The sequence below is a fragment of the Microbacterium sp. NPDC090225 genome, from assembly GCF_044772365.1.
Classification (GTDB): Bacteria; Actinomycetota; Actinomycetes; order Actinomycetales; family Microbacteriaceae; genus Microbacterium.
Window position 1 is genome coordinate 911,337 of sequence record NZ_JBIVYS010000001.1, and the last position, 17,150, is coordinate 928,486.

The 17,150-nt window shown below is 69.0% G+C and carries 14 protein-coding genes; 7 read left to right on the forward strand and 7 right to left on the reverse strand.

The window, feature by feature from the left end:
• Positions 1–9 precede the first annotated feature (9 nt).
• Positions 10–630 (forward strand): SAF domain-containing protein, encoded by a 621-nt coding sequence (locus ACIQTT_RS04525; RefSeq protein WP_402786601.1) that lies wholly within the window; start codon positions 10–12, stop codon positions 628–630.
• Positions 627–1,871 carry a CpaE family protein gene (locus ACIQTT_RS04530; RefSeq protein ID WP_402786604.1) on the forward strand — a complete coding sequence of 415 codons (1,245 nt, stop codon included), beginning with the start codon at positions 627–629 and terminating at the stop codon, positions 1,869–1,871. The genes ACIQTT_RS04525 and ACIQTT_RS04530 overlap by 4 nt, the downstream gene beginning before the upstream one ends.
• On the opposite strand, the gene ACIQTT_RS04535 is transcribed toward ACIQTT_RS04530, so the two are convergent.
• A complete protein-coding gene (locus tag ACIQTT_RS04535) occupies positions 1,792–3,021 on the reverse strand; it encodes a pyridoxal phosphate-dependent aminotransferase (RefSeq protein ID WP_402786607.1) in 1,230 nt (409 codons plus the stop codon). The genes ACIQTT_RS04530 and ACIQTT_RS04535 overlap by 80 nt on opposite strands.
• 68 nt (positions 3,022–3,089) lie before the next feature.
• Positions 3,090–5,891: a preprotein translocase subunit SecA gene (gene secA, locus ACIQTT_RS04540; RefSeq protein WP_402786610.1), complete on the reverse strand. Its 2,802-nt coding sequence runs from the start codon at positions 5,889–5,891 to the stop codon at positions 3,090–3,092.
• Positions 5,892–6,056: 165 nt separating this feature from the next.
• Between secA and ACIQTT_RS04545 the strand changes: the two genes are divergently transcribed.
• Together ACIQTT_RS04545 and ACIQTT_RS04550 are read left to right on the forward strand one after the other, a co-directional pair.
• Positions 6,057–6,665 (forward strand): PadR family transcriptional regulator, encoded by a 609-nt coding sequence (locus ACIQTT_RS04545; protein WP_402786613.1) that lies wholly within the window; start codon positions 6,057–6,059, stop codon positions 6,663–6,665.
• 77 nt (positions 6,666–6,742) lie between these two features.
• Positions 6,743–8,083 carry a hypothetical protein gene (locus tag ACIQTT_RS04550; protein WP_402786616.1) on the forward strand — a complete coding sequence of 447 codons (1,341 nt, stop codon included), beginning with the start codon at positions 6,743–6,745 and terminating at the stop codon, positions 8,081–8,083.
• A 61-nt stretch (positions 8,084–8,144) separates the two neighbouring features.
• Here ACIQTT_RS04550 and hpf read toward each other — a convergent pair whose 3' ends face one another.
• The 5 genes from hpf to mtrA all read right to left on the reverse strand — a co-directional run bounded on the left by hpf (position 8,145) and on the right by mtrA (position 13,761).
• Positions 8,145–8,801: a ribosome hibernation-promoting factor, HPF/YfiA family gene (gene hpf / locus ACIQTT_RS04555; RefSeq protein ID WP_402786619.1), complete on the reverse strand. Its 657-nt coding sequence runs from the start codon at positions 8,799–8,801 to the stop codon at positions 8,145–8,147.
• A gap of 94 nt (positions 8,802–8,895) precedes the next feature.
• On the reverse strand, positions 8,896–9,429 hold the full coding sequence (locus ACIQTT_RS04560) for a ComF family protein (protein ID WP_402786622.1): 534 nt from the start codon (positions 9,427–9,429) through the stop codon (positions 8,896–8,898).
• Between the two features lie 240 nt (positions 9,430–9,669).
• Positions 9,670–11,394 (reverse strand): LpqB family beta-propeller domain-containing protein, encoded by a 1,725-nt coding sequence (locus tag ACIQTT_RS04565; RefSeq protein WP_402786625.1) that lies wholly within the window; start codon positions 11,392–11,394, stop codon positions 9,670–9,672.
• On the reverse strand, positions 11,391–13,073 hold the full coding sequence (gene mtrB / locus ACIQTT_RS04570; protein WP_402786628.1) for an MtrAB system histidine kinase MtrB: 1,683 nt from the start codon (positions 13,071–13,073) through the stop codon (positions 11,391–11,393). Before mtrB ends, ACIQTT_RS04565 begins: the two co-directional genes overlap by 4 nt.
• Positions 13,074–13,080: 7 nt before the next feature.
• Positions 13,081–13,761 carry an MtrAB system response regulator MtrA gene (gene mtrA, locus ACIQTT_RS04575; protein WP_400439912.1) on the reverse strand — a complete coding sequence of 227 codons (681 nt, stop codon included), beginning with the start codon at positions 13,759–13,761 and terminating at the stop codon, positions 13,081–13,083.
• 97 nt (positions 13,762–13,858) lie between these two features.
• On the opposite strand from mtrA, the gene ACIQTT_RS04580 reads away from it, so the two are divergent.
• From ACIQTT_RS04580 to ACIQTT_RS04590, 3 genes are read left to right on the forward strand one after another with little or no spacing between them, the layout of a single operon-like run.
• A complete protein-coding gene (locus ACIQTT_RS04580; RefSeq protein WP_402786631.1) occupies positions 13,859–15,250 on the forward strand; it encodes a hypothetical protein in 1,392 nt (463 codons plus the stop codon).
• Positions 15,247–15,888: a DUF4129 domain-containing protein gene (locus ACIQTT_RS04585; RefSeq protein ID WP_402786634.1), complete on the forward strand. Its 642-nt coding sequence runs from the start codon at positions 15,247–15,249 to the stop codon at positions 15,886–15,888. The genes ACIQTT_RS04580 and ACIQTT_RS04585 overlap by 4 nt, the downstream gene beginning before the upstream one ends.
• Positions 15,885–17,123, forward strand: a complete 1,239-nt coding sequence (locus ACIQTT_RS04590) for a DUF4350 domain-containing protein (RefSeq protein ID WP_402786637.1) — start codon at positions 15,885–15,887, stop codon at positions 17,121–17,123. Before ACIQTT_RS04585 ends, ACIQTT_RS04590 begins: the two co-directional genes overlap by 4 nt.
• Positions 17,124–17,150 lie beyond the last annotated feature (27 nt).

Sequence of the window (17,150 nt, forward strand, 5' to 3'; positions counted from 1 at the left end):
TGGGTCGCCATGAGCACTTTCTCTCGGCCGCGTCGCGCCTTCTGGGGCGACCTCCGCTTCCTCATCGGCATCGCCCTCGTCGGACTCTCCATCACCGGGGTCTGGCTGATCGTGTCATCCGCGGACTCCGCGACGCCGGTCTTGCAGGCCGACCGCACGATCGTCCAGGGCGAGACGATCACCGCCGCGGACTTCCGTGTCGTCGACGTCTCCCTGGGCACATCGACCGACGACTATCTACAGCCCCAGGACCTCGGATCTGGTCAGGTCGCCGCCCGGACCATCGAGGAGGGCGAGCTCGTTCCGCATACGGCATCCGGCACGGCCGCTGACAGCCGCAGCACGACGCTCGTCGTCGAGAGCAGCATCGGCATCCCCGAGGGGGTCGACGCGGGCACGGTCGTCGAGCTCTGGCAGGCGCCGCTGCTCGAGGACGGCCGCGCGCACGACGCGCCGCGCATCCTCGTCGCCGACGCGATCGTGGCAGAGGTGATCGATTCCGAGGGGATGCTCTCCGCTTCGCGCAGCGCCGTCGAGATCGTGATCGACCGCGCCGACGTCGCCGACGTGCTCGCGGCGATCTCGGGGGATGCCGCCCTCTCCGTCGTGCCGGTCGGTGCGGGCTCATGACCGGACTGATCCTCGCGATCGACGAACCGAGAGCGAGCGCTCTCGCCCGTGAGCTCGAGCTCGAGGGCGAGCACGTCATCGCGATCGCATCGGCGACCTCGGCCACGACGTTTCTCGCGGGCGCCCAGGCGCTCGTGATCCCCGCGAGCAGGGAGACCCTCACGCCGGAGCTGGTGTCCGCCTGCGACCGAGCCGGCGTCAGGATCCTCGCCCTCGGCGGAGCGGAGAGCCGCCTGCTCCAGAAGTTCGGCCTCGGACCCGGACTGCCGATCGACGCCACCGGATGGCAGATCGCGGGCGCGCTCCGCTCGCCCACGATGTCCCAGGACCGCGCGCCCGGCGACCTCCCGCATCGTCTGACCGTCGTGTGGGGACCGCACGGCTCCCCCGGGCGCTCGACCGTGGCGATGCTGTTGGCCGTCGAACTCGCCCGCCTCGGTCGACGCTCCGCACTCGTCGATGCCGACACCGTCGCCCCCTCGCTCGCGTTGCTCCTGGGACTCGGCGATGACGCTCCCGGAATCGCCGCCGCCTGCCGACGCGCCGAGCTCGGGGGGCTCGACAGCGCGGAACTCACCCGTCTCGCCACCGTCGTACCGACGAGCGCCGGAGATCTCGACGTTCTCCCCGGTATCAATCGGCCGAGCCGCTGGCCCGAGCTCTCGGCCTCCCGACTCACCCGAGCGCTGCAGACCTGTCGGGACTGGACCGAGGAGACCGTCATCGACGTGGCGGGGTCCTTCGATGCGGACGAGGAAGCGACGTACGACGTTCTCGGACCTCGCCGGCATGCCGCGACCACAGCAGCCCTGAGCGAGGCGGATACGATCATCGCGGTCGCCTCGGCGGACCCCCTCGGGATCAGCCGGTTCCTCCGCGACTACGCCGAGCTGCGCAATCTCACGGCACCGACGCCGGTCACGGTCGTCGTGAATCAGGTGCGACCGGGGCCGCTCGGCCTGGATGCGCGCGGGCAGATCCGGAACACACTCGACCGGTTCGCCGGGATCGTCGACCCGATCTTCCTGCCGCACGACCAGCGCGCGGCCGACGCCGCACTCCTGCACGCACGGCCGATGTCGGACCTGACCCCACGATCAGCGCTCGTCGCCGGTGCGCGACGCCTGGCGACCTCGATGGTGCCGAGCGCCGCGCAGGTCACTAGTTCTGCCGATAACTCGCCAGGAAGTTCCCGAGTCGCTCGATTGCTTCGTTCAGCACGCGCGGTTCGGGGAGCGTGACGATCCGAAGGTGGTCGGGAGTCGGCCAGTTGAAGCCCGTGCCCTGCACGAGGAGGATCTGCTCGGAGACCAGAAGGTCGTAGACGAGTCGCGCATCGTCGCGAATCTCGTGCACGTTCGGATCGAGCCGCGGGAAGGCGTAGAGCGCACCCTCGGGCTTCACGCACGAGACACCGGGGATGGACTCGAGACCCTGCCATGCCACGTCGCGCTGCTCATGCAGGCGGCCGCTCGGTGCGATGAGGGAGTCGATGGACTGCACTCCGGAGAGCGCCGCCTGCACCGCGTGCTGCGAGGGCACGTTGGGGCACAGACGCGTGGAAGCGAGGAGGGTGATGCCTTCGAGGAAACCCTTCGCGTGCTCCTGCGGACCGGTGATGACGAGCCATCCCGAGCGATAACCCGCCACGCGGTACGTCTTCGACAGACCGTTGAAAGTCAGGCACAGCAGGTCGGGCGCGAGGGTCGCGGTCGGGATGTGCACCGCGTCATCGAACAGGATGCGGTCGTAGATCTCGTCCGAGAGCAGAAGCAGCTGGTTCTCCCGTGCGATCTGCACGAGACCCTCGAGCACCTCACGGGAGTACACGACACCCGTGGGGTTGTTCGGGTTGATGATCACGAGCGCCTTGGTGCGCGGCGTGATCTTCGAGCGGATGTCTTCGAGGTCCGGCTGCCAGCCGTTGTCCTCGTCGCACAGGTAGTGCGTCGGCGTCCCTCCGGCCAGGCTCGTCATCGCGGTCCAGAGCGGATAGTCCGGTGCGGGGATCAGCACCTCGTCGCCCTCGTCGAGGAGTGCCTGCATGGTCATCGTGATGAGCTCGGAGACGCCGTTCCCGAGGAACACGTCTTCCGGTCCGAAGCGCGGGAAGTCCTCGATCTCCTCGTAGCGGCTGACGACCGCGCGGCGCGCCGAGACGATGCCCTTGCTGTCGCTGTACCCGTGTGCGGTCGGCAGCGCAGCGAGCATGTCCTGAACGATCTGCTGCGGCGCATCGAAGCCGAAGATCGCAGGATTTCCGGTGTTCAGCTTGAGGATCTTGTGACCCTCCGCTTCCAAGCGCGCCGCCTCGACGAGGGCGTTTCCGCGAATCTCGTACAGGACGTTCTTGAGCTTCGACGACTGGTCGAAGTGGCGCGTTGGTGTCATCGCCCAAGCCTACAGGGACGGAAAGAGGGCCAATCCACACGGACTGGCCCTCCTGATCCCGGTGAGATCTACTTCTTCTTCTTGCCCTGCGCCCGGCGCTGCTCACGGTTGCCGGCGGCCGGAGCCGGAGTATCCGTGCGCTGTCCGAAGGCTCCGCGCGGGGCCTCCTCGGGCTCGGTCTGGGGCGCCTGCGTACGCGCGGCTGCCTGCCGCAGGCGGTCGGTCGCCGCCTGCTGGACCTGGCCGCGGTCGTTGCGGACCTCGACCTCGCCGGCGTCGTTGGCCGCGGAGTACTCGAGACGCTGTTCGGTGGCACCCTCGGCGAGGCCCTTCGCCTCGACCTCGGTCACCTGGGAGTCGCCGGCGCGGCGCACCTCGACCTCGAGGTTGTAGAGGTAGCCGACGGACTCCTCCTTGATCTGTCCCATCATCGACTGGAACATCGCGTAGCCCTCGCGCTGGTACTCGATGAGCGGGTCGCGCTGAGCCATCGCCCGCAGCCCGATGCCGTCCTTGAGGTAGTCCATCTCGTAGAGGTGATCGCGCCAGCGACGGTCGAGCACCTGCAGCACCACGCGCCGCTCGAGCTCGCGCGTCGCCGCCTCGCCGAGCGTCTCCTCGCGGGTCTCGTACGCGATCTTCGCGTCGGAGAGCAGCTCGCGGGTCAGTCCGTCGGCGGTGATGCCGCCCTTGCGACCGGCCGCTTCGGACACGACCTCGTCGATCGTGACGCTCACGGGGTACAGGGTCTTGAGCTCGGTCCACAGAGCGTCGAAGTCCCAGCTCTCGTTGTGGCCCTCGCCCGTGTGATCGCGGACGACCCCGCTGATGGCGTCCTCGATGAAGTGTTGCACCCGACCGGCGATGTCGTCACCCTGGAGGATGTGCCGGCGATCCGCGTAGATGGCCTCGCGCTGACGGTTGAGGACGTCGTCGTACTTCAGGACGTTCTTGCGCATCTCGGCGTTGCGCGCCTCGACCTGCGACTGCGCGCTGCGGATAGCGCGCGAGACGAGACCCGATTCGATCGGGACGTCGTCCGGGAAGTTCGTGCGGGAGAGGATCGCCTCGGCGGCCCCCGACTGGAAGAGGCGCATGAGGTCGTCGGTGAGGCTGAGGTAGAACCGGCTTTCGCCCGGGTCGCCCTGACGGCCGGAACGACCGCGCAGCTGGTTGTCGATACGACGCGACTCGTGCCGTTCGGTTCCGAGCACGTAGAGGCCACCGGCCTCGGTGACCTTCTCGGCCTCCTCCGCGACGATGCCCTTCATCGACGCGTAGGTCTCATCCCAGGCCGCTTCGTACTCCTCGGGAGTCTCGACGGGGTCGAGCCCCTTCGACTTGAGCTCCTGGACCGCGAGGAACTCCGCGTTTCCGCCGAGCATGATGTCGGTACCACGACCGGCCATGTTGGTCGCGACCGTGACGGCGCCCAGTCGACCGGCGCGGGCGACGATCTCGGCCTCGCGTGCGTGGTTCTTCGCGTTGAGCACCTCGTGCTTGACGCCCTTCTTCGCGAGCAGACGCGAGAGGTACTCGCTCTTCTCCACGCTCGTCGTGCCGACCAGGACCGGCTGACCCTCGGCATGGCGCTCGGCGATGTCCTCGACGACCTGAGCGAACTTCGCGGTCTCGTTCTTGTAGACCAGGTCGGCCTGGTCCTTGCGGATCATCGGCCGGTTCGTGGGAATCGGGATCACGCCGAGCTTGTACGTCGACATGAACTCCGCGGCCTCGGTCTCTGCGGTACCCGTCATGCCGGCGAGCTTCTCGTAGAGGCGGAAGTAGTTCTGCAGCGTCACGGTCGCGAGGGTCTGGTTCTCGGCCTTGACCGGCACCGCTTCCTTCGCCTCGATGGCCTGGTGGATGCCCTCGTTGTAGCGGCGTCCGACGAGGATTCGTCCGGTGTGCTCGTCGACGATCATGACCTCGTCGTTCATCACGACGTAGTCGGTGTCCTTCTTGAACAGCGCGAGCGCCTTGATCGAGTTGTTCAGGAACGAGATGAGCGGGGTGTTCGCCGACTCGTAGAGGTTGTCGATGCCGAGGTAGTCCTCGACCTTCTCGATCCCGGGTTCGAGCACTCCGACGGTGCGCTTCTTCTCGTCGACCTCGTAGTCGACGCCCACCTCGAGGGTGCGGGCGATCTTGGCGAACTCGGCGAACCAGCGGTTGGCCTCACCGGAGGACGGACCGGAGATGATGAGCGGGGTGCGGGACTCGTCGATGAGGATCGAGTCGACCTCGTCGACGACGGCGAAGAAGTGCTCGCGCTGGACGAGGTCCTCCTTGCGCCATGCCATGTTGTCGCGCAGGTAGTCGAACCCGAACTCGTTGTTCGTGCCGTAGGTGATGTCGGCGGCGTACTGCTCGCGGCGCACGGCCGGTGTCTGTCCCGAGACGATGATCCCGGTCGTCATGCCGAGGGCGCGGTACACGCGTCCCATGAGTTCGGCCTGGTAGCTCGCGAGGAAGTCGTTGACCGTGATGACGTGGACGCCCTTGCCGGCGATCGCGTTGAGATAGGCGGGGAACGTCGCGACGAGCGTCTTTCCCTCACCCGTCTTCATCTCGGCGATGTTGCCGAGGTGGAGCGCGGCGCCACCCATGATCTGCACGTCGTAGGCGCGCATGCCGAGCGTGCGCTTGGCCGCTTCGCGGACGGCGGCGAACGCCTCGGGCATCAGCTGGTCGAGCGTCTCACCCTTCTCGAAGCGTGCACGCAGTTCGGCGGTCTCGTTGCGCAGCTCGTCGTCGGTGAGCTTGGAGATGTCCTCTTCCAGCGCTCCCACGGCTTTGACCACCTGGTTCAGGCGGCGGATGACCCGCCCCTCGCCAGCGCGCAGCAGCTTCTCAAGAGGATTGGCCACGGATGTCATCTCCCTGTTGGTGGGTAAAGTGCCGGCGCACGACGGTGCGTGCCCCAGGCATATGTTGTCATGTTACCGGGCCGTGACCTCCACGTCGCCTGCATGGACGCGCTCCCACCCTTTTCCAGGTATGCATATGCTGGGAAAACACTTCAGGAGGTCACGATGTCCGTACGGCAGAGCCTGCTCGCCATCCTCGACCAGGGGCCGTGCTACGGCTACCAGCTGCGGCACGAGTTCGATCGCCGCACGGGATCGCGCTGGCCGCTCAACGTCGGTCAGATCTACAACACGCTCGAGCGGCTCGAGCGTGACGGGCTCGTCGCGAGACTCGATGCGGATGCCCAGGGGCACATCTACTGGCGGATCACCGCTGAGGGATCCACCGAGGTCGCCCGGTGGCTCTCCTCCCCCGTCGTCCGCACGGCTGCCGTCCGCGACGAGGTCGCGATCAAACTGGCCGTAGCCGCCACGCTGCCCGGTGTCGACGCACGCGAGGCCATCCGCACGCAGCGCGTCGAGACGAGCGGACGCCTCGCCCGCCTGCGCGCGGAAGCGACGACGGTCGGGGACACCGACGACGCCGAGCACCTCGCGCGTTCGCTCGTCATGGACTCCCTGATCTTCGCTGCGGAGGCGGAGGAGCGCTGGCTCACGCATCTCGAGGAGCGACTCGCGGCCCATCCCCGGCACGCCCTCGCGCTCGGCCTCACGCAGGATCGCCCCAAGCGCGGTCGCCCGTCGAAGAGCACAGGCGACGCGGTACTGATCTGAGCCGCGGCCGCGAAACCCGCGTTCGCCTGGAGCGGATGCACAGGCATCCGCTCGTCTGCGGAAAGTAGGATCGGGTCATGGCAGGTATCTGGGGCAGACGCAAACGCGAACAGGAAGCCCTCGCGGTCCAGGACGCAGATCTCGCACGCCGGGCGGAGCAGGCACTCGTCTCCGCCGATGAGCGGATCCGATCGACATCCGACGAGCTGGCGTTCGCCGAGGCCGAGCTCGGGGAATCGCTCACCGGCGATCTGAAGAAGGCGCTCGCCGCCGTCCGCACTCACCTGCGCGAGGCGTTCCAGCTGCACCAGCTCAACCACGACGAGATCCCCGACACCCCGGAGGAGCTGCGCACGCGCAACGCGCGCATCATCCAGCTGTGCGACTGGGCGCAGGATCTCCTCGACGAGAAGACCGCCGTCCTCGCCGAGTCGGTCGCGAAGGTGCGGCGGGCACCCGAGGTGATCGCCAAGGTACGGGCGGATGCCGAGTCGCTCAGCGCGCGCATCCCGGCGACGACCTCCACGATCGAGCGCCTCTCCTCCCGCTATGCCCCATCGGCGATGACGCAGATCACCGCGAGCGCCCGCGAGGCCGAGCAGCTCATCGCCTTCGCGGTGCACGGTGCGTCGGTCTCGGAACGTCGCCGCGCCGCCAAGCAGAACGAGGAGGCGAACCTCGCGCTCGAGACCGCGACCGAGGCGACCCGCCGTGCGGCGACGCTGCTCGACGCCGTCGAGGACTTCGAGATCGAGGCGCTGCGCGCGGAGTCCACGCTGGCCGAGGTCATCGCCGACTCACGAGGCGATCTGATCGCCGCTCGCAACGCACCGCAGGTCCCCGCGGTCGCGGCTGCCGTCTCCGCCCTCCAGGAGGCACTGAGCGCTCTCACCCCCTCGGGGACTCCGAACGATCCCTTCGCCGAGCTCTCCCGCCTGCGCGACGCCAACACCGGGCTCGACGACGCGATCGCGACCGCCGAGCATCGCGCCGCGAACCCGCTTCCCTCGCTCGCCCAGGTTCAGCACGCCATCGATGACGCCGACCGCCAGCTCGGAGTCGCCCGCGGGCTCATCTCCGGTCACCGCGGATGGATCGGCGCCGACGCCCGCACCCGGCTCGCCGAGGCGGAGCGGTTGCGGGTCGATCTGGGCGACCTCCTGCCCGCCGAGGAGACGCGCGAGCAGGCACTCGCCGCCGCGCGCCGCGTGGCGCACCTCGCATCCGAGGCCCTCCAGCTCGCTCAGCGCGACATCGACTCCTCCCGCCCGCAGGACCAGGGCTGGGGCGGCGACGGCGGATGGGGTGGTGGCGGCGGATGGGGCGGCGGCCGACGCGGAGGGGGCGGCGGCGACATCGCCTCCGGCATCCTCGGCGGTCTCGTCATCGGGAGCCTCCTCGACGGCATCTTCGACTGACGCCCCCACGCACGAGAGAGCGGCCCGGTCCCTTCGGGGACCGGGCCGCTCTCTCGTGCGGTCAGGAGGCGAGAGCCTCGGCGGGCGGAGCCTGCGCGCTCAACGCGATGACACCGTAGTCCCAGCCCTTTCGGCGGTAGACCACGCTCGGGTGATCGGTACGAGCGTCGACGAACAGGAAGAAGTCGTGTCCGACCAACTCCATCCGGTCGACGGCCTCTTCGACCGTCATCCACTCGGCATCGAAGTTCTTCGTTCGGATGACGACGGGCGAGTAGGCCTCCTCCTCGTCGTTCTGAACCGGGATGTTGCCGGTGGCGACGGCCCGTAGGACGTCGACGGATGCCGGCTCGACGTCGATCCCCTCGAGGGCACCACTGCCCTTCTCGAAGTGCGCGCCCCGCGGGTGCTGGCGACCGTCGACTCGCTTCTCCTTGGCACGGCGCAACTGCTCGGCCATCTTGTCGATGGCGAGGTCGAGGGCGACGAACTTGTCGCCGTCGGTCGCCTCGGCCCGGACGACCGGACCCTTGCTCACCAGCGTGAGCTCGACGGTCTCCTCCGGCACCTGCCCGTTGCGGTAGACCCGGTGGGTGACCTTCACGTCCAGGCGTTGCGCGCGAGCCGCGAATGTCTGGATCCTGGCGATCTTCTCCTCGACAACGGTTCGGAAGCGATCGGTGATACCCACTCCGACGCCAACGATGCTCGTTTCCATTGCTGCCTCCTTGTCCCGGTCCTCCCGGCCAAGGGCGGACCGTGGTCGCCTTGTGACCCCCCACGCTAGTCCGCTTGGGTGCGGATGTCACGGGTCAGTTCCTCCGTGTCGCGGAAGAGTCTTCGATGAGTCTCCCGTGACGCGGCGTGGCGGCGAGCGCGATGCCGCCGACGACCCGAAAGCCCGCCTCGGTGAGCGCTCGAGCCGCCTCGTCGAGCGTCGCCCCGGTCGTCACGACATCGTCCATCACCAGGACGGGAGCGCCGTCGCCACGCCGTCGGGCGGCCATGCTGCTCCGGACGTTCGCGGCTCGTTCCCGGGCGTCGAGTCCGCGCTGGTCGACGCGGCGCGCAGCCGACCGCAGCAGCGATGCCGGAGCGGTGCCAGCCCTGCGCAGCAGCATCTCGGGTACCCGATAGCCTCGCCGCCTGAAGGCCGATCTCGACGTGGGCACCGGTACGACGTGGTGCACGTTCGCCGCCGATGGCGTCAGCACCCCGGCGAGTGCGACGCCGAGCGCGGCGGCGAGCAGAGTCTCACCCTCGCCCTTGAACCGGCGGATGCACCGTGCGGCGACACCCGTGAACTCGAGAGCCGCTCGCACCTCGAGTCCGCCAGGGGTGCGCACCGTCCGGGGCGCAGGGCGGAGTTCAGCACGACAGTCTGCGCAGAGTATGGTCCCTCCCGCGCTGCAGCCCGCGCACGATGCGGCGAGCAGGAAAGCGAGGAGTTCATCACCGAGGGATGCGAGGGTCGAGAGGGCGAACATCCGTCCATGCTCGCGTGCCTGTGGCTGCTCGTCGCGCCGGACATCCACGTTTCGGACGAGAAACCGCATCTCTCACGGCTGCGCAGGGAGAGACGTGCGTCACTGTCCCGCGCGCGTGGCCAGCACCCGTACGCCGGTCGCGACCTCTCGCCACGCCGATCCGGCGTGCGCGAGGAGAGCGCCGTCGGTCGACAGCACCCGCACACCCGACACCGTGCGCGCGCGGGAGAGCGCGGTCGCACCGGCCGGGGCGGCTTCCACCGTCGCGGTCCCGCCGACCACCTGGGTGAGCAGGTCGGGGCTCGGCGAGTCCGCCAGCACCGCCAGCCGGTAGTCGCCGACCCAGACCAGTCCCTGCACGTCTCCGTCGACACGGGTCTGCTGCTTCATCGGCCCGAGCTCGGTCGGGAGACCGCTCTCGTCGCGCACGACCGCGGCGACCACGACCCAGCGCTGGCTGCCCACTTCGATCACCGCAGCGATCCGCGAGCCGTCCGCCGCCACCCGCATCTGCAGGACGGTCGAGGCGTCGGGCCACGCGTTCGCCACGGTGTGCGACACCACATCGCTGCCCGAGACGAACACCTCGGTGGGGCTCGCCGTCGGCACCGTCCAGGTATAGCCGTACGGATCGAGCGACGGAGCGATGAGCCCGCCCCGGACGTCGAGTTCATCGAGTCGGCCGTCGCCGACCAGGTACGCGTGGCCATCGGCGAGCTGCACCGCCGCCACTCCGTCGTCCTCCGCGACGTCGATCGCGGTGATCGGCTGGGAGAGGGCGAGTATCTCGTCGCTGAGTCCGTCGATCGGAGAGACCTCGTCGCCCACGAGGGTGCCGAATGCGCCGTCCGTGAGCACGAGTGGACCGGATTCCTGCGGGGGCGCGACGACATTCACGACCCCGGCGTCGAGCGTGCGCCCGTCGACCGTGAAGCGCACCTGCGAGACGTGCACGCCCGATGCGCGCAGAGTCTCCTGCAGTTGCGTGCGCATCCGGGCGAGCGTCTGCGTCTCGAGAGCCGCGGCCGGGCGGGTCAGAGCGACCTCGGCCACCTGGTTGGCGTTGATCGGTACGGCGTCCTGCGCGAGCTGCACGTCGGCGGGGAAGGCCGTCTGCACGGCGGGCTCGAGCCACGAGCTCGGAGACCCGCTGATCAGAGCCTGCACCACGGTCGTCGCGATGCTCGTACGACGCGGGAACCAGCGCACGTCCGGCACGAGTCGCGACCACGTGCGGTCGAAGTACTGGAGCGGATACCCCTCGAACACGGTCGAGAAGCGCTCCTCATCGATCACGATGCCGTCGGGAGCCTGCGAGATTCGCCACTCCCCCGCCTCGGTGCGCTCCACCGCGAAAGCGAGATTCGCCGGCCCCGCCGCCGAAGAATACTCCCCGGAGGAGTCGACGCTCGCCACCTGGTCGAGTTGCACCTGGACGTCCGCGGCATCCGCGTCGTCGATGTCCTCGTCGAGCACCGAGGAGGACATCGCGCGGTCGGCGGCGGAGGCGTCGACGGCCACGCCCGTGCTCGGGCGCCACGATCGCTGCATGTCGGGAGTGAGGAACCGGCGGGCGATCTCCCAGTTCTCGGCCGGCGTGATCGCCGCCTCCATGAATCCTTCGACGATCTCCCGGGGTCCGGCGCCCGGCGCGGGGCCGGAGGCGAGCGGCAGGAAGTCCGCGTCGTCGGGCGACTCACCGAGCTCGAGGCCGACGTTCACGTCGCCCGACGTGGGGAGACCGGTGCACGCGGTGAGCAGCACCAGGCTCGCTGCGGCGAGCGCGATGCCCCGCAGGAGATTCCGCATCCGTCGGGCGGTCATCGGTGTTCACCCCCGTCGAGCATCTCGCGCCGCACGTCCGTGAGCGAGAGAGGCTGCGTGGCGTCGCCGAGTTCGGCGAGGGAGTCCTGGGGTTCGACGGACACAGGGCTCGGCCCGTCGAGGGTCGTGCCGTGACGCGGAAGGGTGAGCACGAAGTTGGTGCCGACGCCGAGCTCGGACCACACCGACAGCGTGCCGCCGTGGAGTGTGGCATCGCCGAGCGCGATCGACAGCCCCAGCCCGGTGCCCCCGATCGTTCGCTGACGCGACGGATCGGCGCGCCAGAAGCGGTCGAACACGCGCTCGGCGTCGGCCGGGTCCATGCCCAACCCGAAGTCGCGCACGCCGGCGGCGACCGCATGCTGGTTGCTGTCGACGGTGACGACGATCGGACGGCCCTCGCCGTGTTCGATCGCATTCCCGATGAGGTTGCGGAGCACACGGCGCACGCGGCGCGGATCCATGTCGACCGGGGAATACCCGCCCGGAGCGACGAGTCGCAGCTCCGTGCCGTGTCCATCGGCGAGCGGACGCATCTGCTCGATGACGTCCTCCGCGACGTGCGCGAGGCTCGTCGCCTCCAGCTCCAGCTGGACCGAACCGGCGTCGTAGCGACTGATCTCGAGGAGGTCCGACAGCAGCGTCTCGAATCTCTGCACCTGCGCATGCATGAGTTCGGCGGCCCGCGCCGTGACCGGGTCGAAGTCCGCCCGTTGATCGTTGAGCATGTCGGCGGCGAGACGGATCGTCGTCAGGGGCGTGCGGAGCTCGTGCGAGACGTCGGACACGAACCGCTGCTGCACCATCGACAGCTCCCCGAGCTCCTTGATCTGCGACTCGATGCTGTCGGCCATCGCATTGAACGAACGGCCCAGCGTCGCGAGTTCGTCCTCGCCGTGCACCTCCAGGCGCACGGCCAGATCACCGGAGGCGAGGCGCGCACTGGTCTCCGCCGCCTGGATGATCGGCGTCGAGACCGTGCGCAGGACGATCCACGAGATGGCCGCGACGATCGCGACCAGGCCGATCCCGGCGATCCACAGCGTCCGCTGGACGAACACCAGCGTCTGGTCCGCGTCGGAGAGGTCGTAGGCGAAGTAGATCTCGAACGGTCCCGCCTCGGGGACGACGACCTGCTGTCCGACGATGATGCCCGGCACCTCTCCCCCTCCTTCGACGGGAAGGGCGACCGACTGCCAGGCCTGGCGGTCGTCGAACTCCACGACGCGGGCGCGGAGGCCGTCGCTGAGCAGACTGGCGCTCAGCCCGGCGGTGAAGCCGTTGAGGCGCACGCCGTTCGCGTCGGCGTCCACACGGATGCCGGTGAGCTGATCGGCGTTCGAGTTCTGGGCGAATCCGGCCTGGATCGTGTTCCACAGATCGGCGAGGGCCGCCGGGTCGTCTCCCACCTCGGCGACATCGAGCGTGCTCTGGGCGACGTCGACCGCACGACGGGCGTCTTCGAGCGCCTGGTTCTTCTGCGAGACGAAGAGGTCGTTCTGGATCACGAGCGCCATCGTCACGCAGGTGATGAGGATCGCGAGCGACGTCGCGAGCAGGGTCACCGCCAGCGTGCGGAACCGCAGCGATCTGCGCCACAGTGCGCCCAAAACCGTCGGCCACCCGCGCCAATCGCGCAGGACGGCGACCGCCGTGGTGGTCGCTGTCGTCACGGCCATGGGCGTGTCAGACAGCGCTCCCGGCGCGATAGCCGACGCCGCGGACCGTCATCACGATCCGCGGGTTGTCGGGGTCGAGTTCGACCTTCGCGCGCAGGCGCTGCACGTGCACGTTCACGAGACGCGTATCGGCCTTGTAGTGGTAGCCCCAGACCTGCTCGAGCAGCATCTCGCGGGAGAAGACCTGCTGCGGCTTGGAGGCGAGAGCGACGAGCAGCTGGAACTCGAGCGGGGTGAGCGCGATCGGGGCCGTGCCACGGCGCACCTCATGCGCATCCACGTCGACGGTCAGATCGCCGACGCGAAGCTGCTCGCTGGTGGTCTGCGGCACGGGGCGGAGCCGCGTGCGGATCCGGGCTACCAGTTCCTTCGGGTTGAACGGCTTGACCATGTAGTCGTCGGCGCCCACTTCGAGGCCACGCACGACGTCAGCGGTGTCGGTGCGGGCCGTGAGCATGATGACGGGTACGCCGGACTCGGCGCGGATGCGCGTGCAGATCTCGATCCCGTCCATGCCGGGGAGCATCAGATCGAGGAGGACGAGGTCCGGGCGCTGGGCGCGCCACTCGTCGACGGCTCGTGCTCCGTCGGCGCAGAACACGGGCTCGAATCCTTCGGTGCGCAGCACGATGCCGATCATCTCGGCGAGCGCGGTGTCGTCATCGACCACAAGGATGCGTGAGGTCATAACTGTTACCTTATGGCACTCGGTCTCACGTTCCCCAGGTCTGCGCGCCAACACCGGGGATATGGCACGATGGAGGCGCACGACGGAGGGAAGTGCTGTGAGCGCCCAGACCTGGACCCCTGCCCGGAAGAAGGGCATCATCCCCCTGCATCCGATGACGTTCGGAATGCTGCTCGGGAAGGCGTTCGCCGCGCTGCGGCACAACCCCAAGGTTCTCTTCGGCTTCGCCGTCATCCTCCAGCTCGCTGTCCTCATCCTCGCAGCGCTCGCGATGGGGCTCGTACTCTTCACGACCTTCTCCCGACTCGAGACCGTGTCGACCGCCAGCCCGGACTTCGAGGCGATCGCTGCCGGGACCATCGCGATCAACATCGTCGCCGGCATCCTGGTCGGTCTCGCTTCGGTCGCCGTCACGGCGATCATGCAGGGCGTGATCGCCGCCGATGTCAGCTATGCGACGGTCGGCAAGAAGGCCACGCTGCGAATGCTGTGGCGCCGGATGACTCCGGCCTTCTGGCGTCTCGTCGCGTACTCGGCGCTCGTCATGGTCGCCGTCTTCGGCCTCGTCATCGTGGTCGCGCTCATCCTGTTCGGGATCATCGCCGGTGGCATCGCGGGCGGGATGGGAGCCTCCCCCGAGACGGTCGGCCTCATCGTGCTGGTCGTGGTCGTCTTCTTCCTCGCCTGCATCCCGCTCTACGTCTGGCTCAGCACCAAGCTGATGCTCGTGCCCTCGATCCTGGTGTTCGAGCGCGCGCGGCTCAAGGACGCGATCGTGCGCTCGTGGCGGCTGATCCGCGGCCGTTTCTGGGTCGCCTTCGGTGTGAGCATCATCATCAGCTTCATCATGGGCATCGCGATGAACGTGGTGGCCGTGCCCGCGCAGCTGTTCGCCCAGATGTTCGGCACGGTGCTCGTGCCCACCGGCGACCCCGAACCCAGCGCGATCATCGGCATGATCCTCCTGCTCCTCGCCCCGCAGATCCTCACCCTCGTGCTTCAGGCGATCACTCTGGTCGTGCAGAGCACGAGCGCGGCTCTCATCTACCTCGACTCCCGCATGCGCTACGAAGGGCTCGACCAGACGCTCGTCTCCTACATGGAGCGCAGCGACATGGGGTGGAACGAGGAGCAGCTCGGTGACCCCTACGCGGTCGACCCGGCGCGGGCCGTCTCGAGCGCACCCCCGCCCAAGGCCGTTCCCGACTACGTTCTCATGTCGCAGTCGTACGCGTACCCCGTCCCGACCGGCACACTGCAGCAGCCCGGGTACCCGGCTCCGTACGGTTACGCGCAGCAGCAGCAGCCCCAGCCGTACTCCGCACCGCAACCCCAGCAGTACGGGTACACGCCGGCGCCGCAGCCGTACGCCGCGCCGCCCGCGCCCCCCGCGTACACCGCGCCTCCCGCTCCCCCGGCACCGCCTGTCGCTGCGCCGCCCGCAGACTCACCGTGGACCGCTCCGGGCGACGGCGATTCCCGGGCATGACCCGACCGTTCGACGATCTGTTCGTCCCGGACGGCGACGACGCGCGCCGGTGGGCCGAAGACGAGTTGAGCAACCCGCGGTATGCGGATGCCGAGCCCTCATGGTTCGACTACCTGGCGCGCGACATCGGCCGATTCATCGGCAACCTCTTCAGCTCCGACAACGGCGCAGCCGTCGGGCCGTCGGCCCTCGTCATCGTCTGCATCCTGATCGGCGCCGCTCTGATCGTCGCGCTGATCGTCTGGGGGCGACCGCGACGCTCCCGCTCCGTCGCCCGTGCTCGCACCGATCTCCTCGGAGTCGACGACGATCGCTCGGCGGCGCAGCTGCGAGCGGATGCGGAGCGGAACGCCCGCGCCGAGGACTGGGATGCCGCAACGATCCTGCGGTTCCGCGCGATCGCCCGTGACCTGCTCGAGCGCGACATCATCGACCCTGCTCCGGGTGCCACGGCCCAGGCCATCGCCAGAGAGGCCAGCACCGTGTTCGCCGACGAGTCCGAGCCGATGCGCAGCGCCGCGACCGCTTTCGATGACGTCCGCTATCTTCGCCACCCCGCGACGCCCGAGTCCTATGCCTCCCTGGCCGCCACCGACGAGCGTCTGCGATCCCGGAGGCCGGCGGTGGTGACCCCATGACCGTCACCGAGGAGCAGATCACCCCTCCGCCCACCGCGGAACCGACGAGACGACTGCGCTCGATCATCGGTTGGGTGATCGTCGCCGCGCTCGTCGTCGGTGTGGCGTGGGTGGGGCTCCAGATCGCCGCGACCGCCCCGAGCGAGCGCCGTTCGCTCGACCCCGAGGGCCGCGGAGATGCGGGCGCGCTGGCGCTCGCCGAGATCCTGAGGGACCAGGGAGTCGAGGTCGACGTGTATCGATCGCGCGTCGAGGCTCGTGCCGCTCTGGACGAGAACGCGACGCTCGTCATGACCAATCCGTACACACTCAGCGATGAGGGTCTCGCCGAGCTGATGGGGCCGGCCGACCGTGTCGTCTTCCTGTCCGTTGGAGCTCATCTGCTCGACGACCTCGATCTCGGTGCCTACTCCTCGGCGCCGCTCGCCGAGGTCGACGCGCAGTGCACCGCCGGGGAGTTCGCCGAGGTCGGCACGATCGAACCCGATCGACTGATGACTCCTCACTCCGGCGTGGAGTGGTGCTTCGGCGACGAAGAGGGCGCGGCCGTGCTCATCGACGACAGCGATGGTCGACGCACCTCGATCGTCGACGGCTCCCGCTTGTTCAGCAACGCCTATCTCGCCGAGAACGGCAACGCCGCGCTCGCGCTCGCCCTGCTCGGCCAGACCGATCGCGTGGTCTGGTACGTCCCCTCGCTCGGCGATTCCGACATCGAGGCGACGTCTCCCGACACGCTGGGCACTCTGACGCCGCCGTGGGTCACCCCGGCGATCATTCTGCTGATCCTGTCCGGCGCTGCGGCCGCCCTGTGGCGCGGCAGACGGTTCGGTCCGCTGGTCGCCGAGACGCTGCCGGTCACGGTCCGCGCCTCCGAGACGATGCACGGCCGCGCACGCCTGACGGCGAAGGCGGCGGATGCCCCGCACGCGGCGCTCGCGATCCGCGACGGCGCGCAGCGCCGCCTCGCCCGGGGACTCGGGCTGACGGCACGGGCGACGTCCGACGAGGTGGCAGATGCGGCATCCGATCGTCTGCGCATCCCCCGGGGCACGCTCCAGGCGCTCCTCGCCGGCCCGCTGCCCACCGACGACGCCGCACTCGTCGAGCTCGCTCGACGCCTCGCCGACCTCGAGGAGGCCGTCGAGAAGACGCATCGAACCGCCCGCGCGACGGACGCACCGTCCGCACATACTCCATCCACGACGGAAGCCGAGGACACCCGTGACCGCTGAGTACAATCCCGCCGACGACACGGCCCT

Bases quoted from the DNA above. Each gene is read 5' to 3' on its own strand.
- ACIQTT_RS04565 (WP_402786625.1), bottom strand. From the start codon at position 11,394: ATGACCGCCCGACGGATGCGGAATCTCCTGCGGGGCATCGCGCTCGCC.
- ACIQTT_RS04585 (WP_402786634.1), top strand. From the start codon at position 15,247: ATGACCCGACCGTTCGACGATCTGTTCGTCCCGGACGGCGACGACGCG.
- mtrA (WP_400439912.1), bottom strand. From the start codon at position 13,761: ATGACCTCACGCATCCTTGTGGTCGATGACGACACCGCGCTCGCCGAG.
- ACIQTT_RS04590 (WP_402786637.1), top strand. From the start codon at position 15,885: ATGACCGTCACCGAGGAGCAGATCACCCCTCCGCCCACCGCGGAACCG.
- ACIQTT_RS04525 (WP_402786601.1), top strand. From the start codon at position 10: ATGAGCACTTTCTCTCGGCCGCGTCGCGCCTTCTGGGGCGACCTCCGC.
- ACIQTT_RS04535 (WP_402786607.1), bottom strand. From the start codon at position 3,021: ATGACACCAACGCGCCACTTCGACCAGTCGTCGAAGCTCAAGAACGTC.
- ACIQTT_RS04545 (WP_402786613.1), top strand. From the start codon at position 6,057: ATGTCCGTACGGCAGAGCCTGCTCGCCATCCTCGACCAGGGGCCGTGC.
- hpf (WP_402786619.1), bottom strand. From the start codon at position 8,801: ATGGAAACGAGCATCGTTGGCGTCGGAGTGGGTATCACCGATCGCTTC.
- ACIQTT_RS04550 (WP_402786616.1), top strand. From the start codon at position 6,743: ATGGCAGGTATCTGGGGCAGACGCAAACGCGAACAGGAAGCCCTCGCG.
- ACIQTT_RS04530 (WP_402786604.1), top strand. From the start codon at position 627: ATGACCGGACTGATCCTCGCGATCGACGAACCGAGAGCGAGCGCTCTC.
- mtrB (WP_402786628.1), bottom strand. From the start codon at position 13,073: ATGGCCGTGACGACAGCGACCACCACGGCGGTCGCCGTCCTGCGCGAT.